The 9,719-nt window shown below is 59.3% G+C and carries 11 protein-coding genes; all 11 read left to right on the top strand.

All coding sequences use genetic code 11. From position 1 onward, the window contains the following. Positions 1-89 precede the first annotated feature (89 nt). The 11 genes from HZB60_01795 (at position 90) to speB (ending at position 9,624) form a co-directional block, all read left to right on the top strand. Positions 90-911, top strand: a complete 822-nt coding sequence (locus tag HZB60_01795) for a PhoH family protein (protein MBI5058494.1) — start codon at positions 90-92, stop codon at positions 909-911. Next, positions 904-1,362, top strand: coding sequence for an rRNA maturation RNase YbeY (gene ybeY, locus HZB60_01800; GenBank protein ID MBI5058495.1), 459 nt, complete (start codon positions 904-906; stop codon positions 1,360-1,362). Before HZB60_01795 ends, ybeY begins: the two co-directional genes overlap by 8 nt. Then, positions 1,359-2,654, top strand: coding sequence for an HlyC/CorC family transporter (locus HZB60_01805; protein MBI5058496.1), 1,296 nt, complete (start codon positions 1,359-1,361; stop codon positions 2,652-2,654). Before ybeY ends, HZB60_01805 begins: the two co-directional genes overlap by 4 nt. Beyond that, positions 2,651-3,184, top strand: a complete 534-nt coding sequence (locus HZB60_01810) for a hypothetical protein (protein ID MBI5058497.1) — start codon at positions 2,651-2,653, stop codon at positions 3,182-3,184. The genes HZB60_01805 and HZB60_01810 overlap by 4 nt, the downstream gene beginning before the upstream one ends. 83 nt (positions 3,185-3,267) lie before the next feature. After that, positions 3,268-4,071: a nucleoside triphosphate pyrophosphohydrolase gene (gene mazG / locus HZB60_01815; GenBank protein MBI5058498.1), complete on the top strand. Its 804-nt coding sequence runs from the start codon at positions 3,268-3,270 to the stop codon at positions 4,069-4,071. After that, positions 4,072-5,454, top strand: a complete 1,383-nt coding sequence (gene hflX / locus HZB60_01820; protein MBI5058499.1) for a GTPase HflX — start codon at positions 4,072-4,074, stop codon at positions 5,452-5,454. A gap of 680 nt (positions 5,455-6,134) precedes the next feature. After that, complete coding sequence (locus HZB60_01825; GenBank protein ID MBI5058500.1) at positions 6,135-6,671, top strand: helix-turn-helix transcriptional regulator; 537 nt, start codon at positions 6,135-6,137, stop codon at positions 6,669-6,671. Between the two features lie 49 nt (positions 6,672-6,720). Then, positions 6,721-7,125 (top strand): adenosylmethionine decarboxylase, encoded by a 405-nt coding sequence (gene speD / locus HZB60_01830; protein MBI5058501.1) that lies wholly within the window; start codon positions 6,721-6,723, stop codon positions 7,123-7,125. Then, entirely contained in the window at positions 7,122-7,589 is a 468-nt protein-coding gene (locus HZB60_01835) for an arginine decarboxylase, pyruvoyl-dependent (GenBank protein ID MBI5058502.1), read from the top strand. The genes speD and HZB60_01835 overlap by 4 nt, the downstream gene beginning before the upstream one ends. Before the next feature lie 256 nt (positions 7,590-7,845). Then, positions 7,846-8,676, top strand: a complete 831-nt coding sequence (gene speE, locus HZB60_01840) for a polyamine aminopropyltransferase (GenBank protein ID MBI5058503.1) — start codon at positions 7,846-7,848, stop codon at positions 8,674-8,676. Positions 8,677-8,784: 108 nt separating this feature from the next. Next, a complete protein-coding gene (gene speB, locus HZB60_01845) occupies positions 8,785-9,624 on the top strand; it encodes an agmatinase (GenBank protein ID MBI5058504.1) in 840 nt (279 codons plus the stop codon). Positions 9,625-9,719 lie beyond the last annotated feature (95 nt).

The following is a 9,719-nucleotide window of genomic DNA, read 5'->3' on the forward strand; positions in this document are numbered from 1 at the left end:
AGAAGATCCTGCTGCGGGGCGCTCCTGCTGAAAACCTCCGTGCAGTTGAAATCGTTACGGAATTAGTCAACCTGACCCGGCGACGCGGAATGCTCGCTCCATCGGATATCGATCAAGTGGTCCGCCTGTCTGGCGAGCCGCAGCGAACCGCAGTCGAAGCCACCGAGAGTTCTCAGGTGATCGTCCGCTCCGGCGAGCGAGCCTACGGGCCTCGAACCGCCGGTCAAGCCGCCTACTACAAGGCGATTCTGAGCAACCACATCACGTTCGGCATCGGACCGGCAGGTACCGGCAAGACATTCATCGCGGTGGCGGTGGCGGTATCTCAATTTCTCGCGGGCAAGTACGACCGGATTATTCTCTGTCGCCCGGTGGTGGAAGCCGGTGAAAGTCTCGGGTTCTTGCCCGGAGATGTTCAAGAAAAGGTCGATCCCTATTTTCGGCCGTTGTATGATGCCCTCATGAAAATGATCCCGGCGGATCGCCTCCGCAAGTTCTTCGATCGCTCGGCCATCGAGATTGCTCCGCTGGCCTACATGCGCGGCCGCACGCTCGATCATGCGTTTGTGATCCTCGACGAAGCGCAGAACACGAACGCTCTGCAAATGAAGATGTTTCTGACCCGACTCGGGGAATACTCCCGGGCCGTCATCACCGGCGATGTCACGCAGATCGATTTGCCGCACAAGTCGGAAAGCGGCCTGCTGTCGATTCACGATATCTTAAACGGCATTGACGGCATCGATTTCTGTTACTTCGATCAGAACGACGTCGTCCGCCATCCGCTGGTAGCCAAGATCATCCTCGCTTACGAACAGCACTCCAAGTCCCAGAACGAAGCGGAGTCCGGCTCGTTTAGCCGTTCCGCCGGTGACCCCCCGGACTCCACTGACGACTCTGCTCATGTCTGACCCCCTTCCCGGTCGCCGCCGCGCGGGCGGAAGCTACGAAGTGCACTCGACAATCCCGCGCGCGCGTTTCCGAAAGTCACTCCTGCTCGATACCGTCCTCGCCGGTGCTCGTCGCACCCGCGCGGCCTTCGGACGAGTTAACCTGGTCATTGTCGATGATCGCGAAATGGCCCGATTGCATCGCCAATTCTCCGGAATTCCCGGTACGACCGACGTCTTGACTTTCGACCTGACCGACAATGACCGGCTGGAAGGCGACATCTATATCTGCCTCGATCAGGCCCGCCGACAGGCGCTGGAGTACCGGGTCACGCTCAGCGAAGAACTCGCGCGACTGGCCGTGCACGGCGTCTTGCACCTAGCCGGGTATTCCGATCGCACGACGAGTGAACGCGACGAAATGCGGCGACTCGAAAACGCGGCCCTCGCTGCCGCGCGGAGCGACCGATGACCTTCGAGTCGTTCCCCTACTGGAGTATCGTCGCCTTTTTCGCGATGCTCGGCTGCTCGGCCTTCTTCTCGTCCTCCGAAACGGCGCTGTTCTCGCTCACCCGCGCGCAAATCGACGAGTTGAGCAAGCGCCGCGATCCCGCGGCCATGCGCCTGACACGGTTGCTCGATGATCCCCGGCGGCTGCTGATCGTCTTGCTCACCGGTAACACGATCATCAACATTCTCGCCGCGACCCTCGCCGCGCTGGTCACCTCAAGCCTGTTGGGTGAATCCGTCGTCGCCGCCTGGGTCGTGTTCGCCGTGCAGGTGATCGCGGTCACGCTCGTGATTGTGATCACCGGCGACATTCTACCGAAGCTTGCCGCGATTCGCAATCCCTTGGCCTGGTCGCTGAGCATCGCTACGCCGCTGGCCTTCGTCACCAAGCTGTTTACGCCGCTGGTCGCGCTGCTCTTGCCGTTCTCGGATTTCGTGGCGCGCACGCTGGGCGTCGAGAAACGCAAGCTGTGGATCTCGGAGGACGAGATCAAGACGCTGGTCGAAGTCGGCGAAGAGCGAGGCGCGCTCGAGACCACCGAAAAAGAGCTGATCCACTCGATCTTCGAATTCAGCGATACGACCGTGCGCGAGATCATGGTGCCGCGGACGGACATGCGATGCCTCGACATCAACACCTCGATCGACATGGTGCTCGAGTTCATCCGCGAGTCCGAGCATACGCGCATCCCGATCTACAGCGGTTCGATCGACAATATCATCGGCGTTCTACACACCAAGGATCTGCTCCTCAAGTATCCGTTCGACACGCCATTCGACCTGCGGACGATTCTACGCGAAGCGTCGTATGTTCCCGAGGCCAAGCTGATCTCCGAGCTGCTGAAGCAGTTTCAGGACCGCCGCCTGCATATGGCGATCGCCGTGGACGAATACGGCGGAACCGCCGGGTTGGTCACGCTCGAAGATGTGATCGAAGAAATTGTCGGCGAGATCCAGGACGAACACGACACCGAGCGGCCGCTCTGGACGAAGCTCGATGATAACACGATCATCGCCGACGCCATGCTCGACGTCGAAACCGTTAATCAGGTGCTTGATGACGATGTCATCCCCACCGATCAGGACTTCGAGACGCTCGGCGGGTTCATCCTGAATGAACTCGGCGAGTTCCCCGAAGCAAAGACCGCGCTCGACTTTCATAACTACGAGTTCGTGGTCGAAGAGGTGTCGGGACACCGGCTCGGTCGGGTCCGGATCATCAAGCGCGAATCGATCACCGAAGGCTCCAAATGACGCTGCGCGAAAAACTGCTCCGGCGCGCATGCTGGTTCTGGTGGAAGCTGCGGGAAGGCCGGATCGAGGCCGCCTTCAAAGTGACGTCCGCGGGCGTGCGTCCGCAGCATCTGATGGTCGTCCTGCCCGCCGAGTTTCACGATTTCGATGTGGCGCGCAATGTGATCGAACCCCTGTTGCAACGCACGCAGCCACGCTTCGCGACGATCTGCCTGCGAGAGAATTTTCGCACCTGGCTGTCACCTGATCTGCGGGCGAAGATCGTCACGTTCAACCCCGCCAGAAAGAACTGGCTCGGTCTGCCCACCAACGGAATCTGCGAACAAGCGCGCGATGTCGGGGCCGATGTGGTCATCGACCTCACTCCCAGTTTCTCGCCGTACACCGCCGCGATCACCGCGGCGTCCCGGGCCCCGCTGCGCATCACCGTGGAGCGGGAGCTGGGTTCCGAGTTCTACAACTGCTATGTGCTGCCGGACGGAGATCGCGACCTCGCCGGACGATATGAAATGTTGCTGCGTTATGTGTGAGTCGTGCGTCGGCCACCTCTCGTTTTCCTAACCGCGGGCGGGTTGTACAACCCGCCGCTTTCATCATCAAGCTCCCCGATCCAATGATCCCAAGTATCCAGACCGTGGCGCAAAACCCCGGCGACGAATTCCTGCGCTTGATCGAGATCATGCGGCGCTTGCGCGCGCCCGACGGCTGCCCGTGGGATCGCGAGCAGACTCACGAATCGCTGCGCCCCTACCTGATCGAGGAAACCTATGAAGTCCTCGACAGCATCGACCGCCGCCATTACGAAGAACTGAAAAAAGAACTGGGCGATCTGCTCTTGCACATCGTCTTTCACGCGCAACTTGCCGCGGAGGAGCAGCTGTTCGACGTCAAGGACGTGCTGCACGAGATTAACGACAAATTGGTCCGGCGGCATCCGCACGTGTTCGCCGACGGCAAAGTGAATTCCGCCGACGATGTGCTGAAGCAATGGGAACAACTCAAACTGAAGGAGAAGGCGAAGCCGCGGCTGCTGGACGGCGTGCCGAAAGCCCAGCCCGCACTCAATCGGGCGTATCGCGTGCAGGAGAAGGCCGCCGGCGTGGGATTTGATTGGCCGGACGTGAAACCGGTGTGGCAGAAACTGCGCGAGGAGATCGACGAACTTGAGTTAGAAGTGAACGCCGGTGATCGCGGACGGATGGAGCACGAGTTCGGAGACCTGCTGTTCTCCATGGTGAATCTCGGTCGAAAACTGCGACTCAGTCCCGAAGCCGCACTTCGTACGTCCATCGAGTCGTTCACAAGGCGATTCGGCTACATTGAAGATCGCCTGGCGGAGCGGGGGAGCGGCTTGCATGATTCCAGCCTCGAAGAAATGGACTCACTCTGGAATGAGGCCAAACGTGACGGAGTGTAAGTGAAGCGCCACAAACCAGATCCCCGTCCCGGCCCGCCGCGCAACTCCGAGCGCAGCAGCCCGCGCCACGATACGGCGCCGGTCCGCGGCAAGAGCAATCTGATCGAGACGGCCGTTGAACCCGAGCGCGCATTGCTAGTCGGGATTCAATGGCCCGTGCTGACCGGTGCGCTAACGATTGAGTACTTGGATGAACTGGACATGCTTGCGCAGACGGCTGGCGCCTGCGTGGTCGGCCGCGAAATCAGCAAGCGCGCAAAAAAAGACCCCGCACTACTGATCGGCAAGGGGAAGGCCGAGGAACTCGCGGCGATCATCGCCGAGCTTGAGGCCAACCTCGTCATCTTCGATGAAGACCTGGCGCCCAATCAGGCGCGCAATTTGGAGAAGATCTTCGGACAGCGCGTGCTGGACCGCAGCGGACTCATCCTTGACATCTTCGCGCGCCGCGCGCGCACTCGTGAATCGCGAACACAGGTCGAGCTTGCGCAGTTGCGCTACCTGCTGCCGCGACTCGCCGGCGCGTGGACGCACCTTGAGCGACAGCGCGGCGGTATTGGATTGCGCGGACCCGGCGAAACGCAGATCGAGACCGATCGCCGGATTGTGCGCACGCGGATCTCCGTGCTTGAGGATGAGCTTGTGCACATCGACAAAGTTCACCAAACGCAGCGCGCCAATCGTGACGAGCTGTTCCGCTTTGCGCTCGCGGGATATACCAACGTCGGCAAGTCAACGCTGATGAACGCGCTGACCTCCGCCGGTGTGTACGAAGAGAACTTGCTCTTTGCCACGCTTGATTCCACGACGCGCACGCTGCCCGTGAGTCCACGGCGCAGCGCGCTCTTGTCGGATACCGTGGGATTCATTCGCAAACTGCCGCCGGCGCTGATGGCGAGCTTCCGCAGTACGCTCGCCGAAATCCGCGAGGCGAATTGCATTCTCCATATCGTGGATCTCGCCTCGCCGTCGTACCGCGAACAGATGGCGGAAATCACGAAGATCCTCGGCGAATTGGAAGCTGCGACGATTCCATCCGTGCTGGTCTTCAACAAAATCGATGCGCTCGAAGATGAAGCGACGCTGCGCCTGACCAAGTCCGAATTCCCCGACGCGGTCTTTATCAGCGCGCGCAAGCGCACCGGGATCGACTCACTGCTGGAGCGCATGCGCGAGGAGATGAATCGTGATTTCGTCGAGCTGACGGTGACGCTGCGACCGGAGGACGGCAAACTACTTTCCGAATTGCATCGGGTGGCGGAAATCCTCGATGAACAGGCCGATGCGTCCACGATCATACTGCGCGTACGGATCAGCAAGCAGGTGGGTCAGAAGCTGGGGCTATTGGATAAGGATAAGCGGTCGAGGAGGCGGGAGGGGTGAGGGAGGGCAGATTCTTTCACGCAGTGTCGTGGTTGGCACATGATCCGCTCGGGAGAGATGTTTCGAGTCGCTTGACCGTTGGCTGCAACCGGTGCTGAATGACGGGGCGGAGGAAGACTTGAAACGTGAAACTTGAAGCGTGAGAGGCCGACCCCCTTTCATGGAAATGCGAAGGGAAGAGCGCAGGCAGTGCGGCAGTACGCAGGTAGGCAGGTCACGGACTCCGCCTCTACAGGGGCGAACTTGGTTGACGCTGTGCGCTTGACGCGCCTGCCGAGGCCGGCGCTACAGGCGTTTCCCCCTTGGTCCCCACGGGATGTGGGAGACCCCGAACTCCGATTCCGGGGAGGCGGGGACCTCCGCCTCAGCGAACGGTAGCACACGGATATCACCAAACCTATGATTTTGTCATTGCAAAGCGCTGCCGAGAGGCGGCGTTCGTTGTTTTGGCCGGGTCGGCGCGGGTCAGTTTTTGGTTTTCGAGCCGGTTTGATTGCTATAGCCGGATTCCAAATCACCTATAAGTGACCGGCAAGTTCACTTAAAGGTGCTAAGATTTTTCATTATAAACCTATAGTTACGCATTTCGCCAAAAATTTTTCTTGACAAACCGGAAACTATTTTGTATCTTACGCGTCCTGTAAAGTGAACAAGACGTTTCATTAACTGAGTGGGCACTTGTGAAAGTTGGCGAACGCATCCGCAACCTCCGACTGGCCAGTAATCTGACCCAGGAAGAGCTTGCTGAACGGGCCGACCTCGCCAAGTCCTTTATTTCTCAGCTGGAACGCGACCAGATGAGTATCTCGGTCGATAATCTCCTCGAGATCCTGCGCGCGCTGAACGTTCCGGTCACCGACTTCTTTCGCGAGACCAATCCCGAAAAAGTCGTTTACGGCGCCGACGAACGAACCGCACTGGTCGATACTGGCGCCGATCACTTCGAACTGCTGATTCCCGGCGGAACCAACCGGGAGATGGAAGCCGCGCTGGTCAGGCTCCTGCCCGGCCAACGCACGGACCCGATCAAGCCGTTCCAGGGTGAGGCGTTTGGGTTTGTGCTCAAAGGGGTCGTGACTCTGAACTTCGGCAGCGAAAGCCATACTGCCAAGGGTGGGGATAGTTTCTACTTTTCCGGACAACGCGAACACGTGATCGAGAACGCGGGCCAACGTCCGGCTGAATTTCTGTGGGTGACTACGCCGCCAATGTTTTAACGTGCCGGGCGGTGCACGATTCGACCTTCACCGTTAAGGAGATTGTGAAATGAAGGCTTTGGGTCGTCAGATTGTCGTGGAATTCTACGGCTGTAATCAAAAGACGCTCAACGACGTCGCCGCGATCAAGCGGTCGATGCGCGGAGCCGCGATTGCCGCCGGAGCAACGATTGTACAGGATGCGTTCCACCTGTTCAATCCCCACGGCGTGTCCGGCGTGGTGGTGATTGCCGAGTCGCATCTGGCGATTCACACGTGGCCTGAGTACGGGTATGCCGCCGTCGATCTGTTTACCTGCGGAGACGATGTCAGCCCGGACCTGGCTTTTCAACACCTGAAGACTCATCTCGAGGCCAGCAGCTTCTCCTGTATGGAGATGAAGCGCGGAATTCTTGACGCGAATTCCCTGGGTGAATTGCCGCACAAGCCGGTGGAGGCGCTGGACCTGGCGTGATCATCACCAGACTCGACAAGTACTTTCTTGTGGCAGGCTTCGCGGAAGGTCCCTCCTTACTCAATGCGTTTGACAATGCGCTGATGGCGGCCGGTGTCGGGAACACGAACATCGTCAAGATGAGTTCCATTCTGCCTCCGAACTGCCAGAATATCCCACCCCTCACCCTGCCGTACGGAGCGCTGGTGCCGGTGGCTTATGCGGAGGAGACATGGGACGAGGCGGGAGTCGTGGTCTCGGCCGCTGTGGCCTGCGGGATTCCCGACGACCCCGAATTGCCCGGGGTGATCATGGAACACCATATGCGCGCCGACGAGCAGGCCTGTCGCGAAAATGTGATCCGCAAAGTCGAGTGGGCCTTCGAACAGCGGAAGTTCAAACTCGCCGACCTGAAGGTCGCCTCGGCCTCCGGGAAGATCGTCGGGATTGGTTCAGCCTTCGCCGGAGTCGTACTGTGGTCCTGAAGTTTACATTGCCAACTTCTCGTCGTTACCGTCATTCAAGCTGAAGATACCGGAAGCCCAGGATCCTCGACTCAGGATCCGGGCTTCTTCATTAATATAGCTGGCTGTTCCGTCTGGTTCGGTCGCGCACCCTCCTCGTTCCTCACCCGCTCTTCACGCCTTCGATAGTTCCCCGGACCGGGACAGCCACGCTGGACCCGGTCAGGTGCTCCATGGCTCTTGAATTCTAACCGTTCGCCGCGCTCCAAATCCGCTCATGGAAGTCTGGTTCAAAGAAACCTTTGGCGACATTCAAGCCGCCTGGCGCATCACCGAGGTTTTGCATCATCGTCGCTCACCGTATCAGGACGTCCTAGTCGTGAACACCGTCGAGTTCGGTCGCATGCTGGTGCTCGACGACTGCGTCATGACCACCGACAAGGACGAAGCCGCCTATCACGAAATGCTCGTCCATCCGGCCCTGCTGGCGCATCCGCGGCCGCGATCGGTCTGTGTGGTGGGCGGGGGAGATGGAGGCACGATTCGAGAAGTCCTGCGCCACTCGTGCGTGGAACGAGCCGTGCTGGCGGAGATTGACGGCGATGTGATCGAGGTCTGTCAACAGTACTTCCCGCGACTCGCGGATTGCCTCACCCGGGATCATCGCGTGCAGCTCGCGGTCGGCGACGGGTTCAAGTTTCTCGAGGAAAATCCGGATTGCTTCGATGTCATTCTCTCGGATTCCACCGATCCGATCGGTCCCGGAGCCGCGCTCTTTGACGACGACTATTTCCGCCTGGCGAAACGCGCCCTCAAGCAGGGCGGCAGCTTCGTCACGCAGTGCAAATCGCTGTGGACCGACGTCAAGACCGCGCGCGAAATTCAGGCGAGAATGCAGCGGCATTTCGGAGTCGTCCTGCCTTACGTTTCCTCCGTTCCGACTTATCCGACCGGCACCTGGAGCTTCATGTATGCAGCGGAGAGCATCGACCCCCGGACACAATTCGACACGGCTCGCCAGCGCGAAATCTGCCAATCGTCCCACTACTACACCGCCGCTCATCAGAGCGGCGCCTTCGCGGTCCCGGCATTCTACTTCCGGGATTGAGCTCAGGCAATCGGTCCCGCGGCGCCGACGAGCGCGGGACGTCACTTGCTTCCTTCCCCAATGAGTCCTGCTGACTACTCGACATCCCTCGCGCCCGGCCAGCCGTTCATGGGAGCCCAGGCGACCGCCGTCGGCGCGGAGACCGTGCTGTTCGGCTGTCCGTATGACGGCACGTGCTCGTTCCGCCCCGGCACGCGCTTCGGCCCCCCGGCGATTCGCGCCGTTTCTGATGGTCTCGAAACCTACTGCCCCGAACTGGATCGTGACCTCGATGACATCAAGTTCTTTGATGCCGGCGACTTGATCCTGCCTCCCGGTGACAGGGACAAGACTTTAGAAATGACATATCAAATGGCCTGTCAAGTCCATGCCGGTGGGCAAATAGCGGCTGCCTTAGGAGGTGAGCATCTGCTCTCCTTGCCGTTGGGCAGGGCTGCAGCACGGCATCACCCCGAACTCGTGATGATCCAGTTCGATGCTCATATGGATTTGAGAAATCAGTACTTAGGTGTGGAACTGAGCCATGCTACCGTGATGCGGCGCATTTGCGACGTCGTGTCGCCGTCACGTATTTTGCAAGTGGGTCAGCGGTCGGGCACAAGAGAAGAGTACGAGTTCTCCAGAAGTCATAATTTATTAAGGAGTTCGGAGATCTCGCCCTACGAAATCGCGCAGTGGGTTGCGGGTCGCCCCTTGTATGTTACTGTAGATCTTGATGTTCTCGACCCCGCAATCTTGCCGGGTACCGGCACGCCGGAAGCAGGTGGTGTGAGCTTCCAAACGCTTCAATCCTGGCTGATCGGACTCAAGGACTGCAACTGGGTGGGCTGGGATGCCATGGAATTGTCTCCCCAACTTGACCCAACTCACGTGTCCTCAATCGTTTCGGCAAAGGTCGTCCGGACTCTGCTTCTCGCCAGCTCCAAAAGCCACGGAATAGGCCACTGAGTTGTCAATAAAGTCATTAATTAACAATCCTATATGAATATCGGTAGACGATGCCACGGACATCCCGCGGCAAGCTTCCGCAAACCCAATAACTT

The organism is candidate division KSB1 bacterium (assembly GCA_016214895.1).
Lineage (GTDB): Bacteria > Electryoneota > RPQS01 > RPQS01 > RPQS01 > JACRMR01.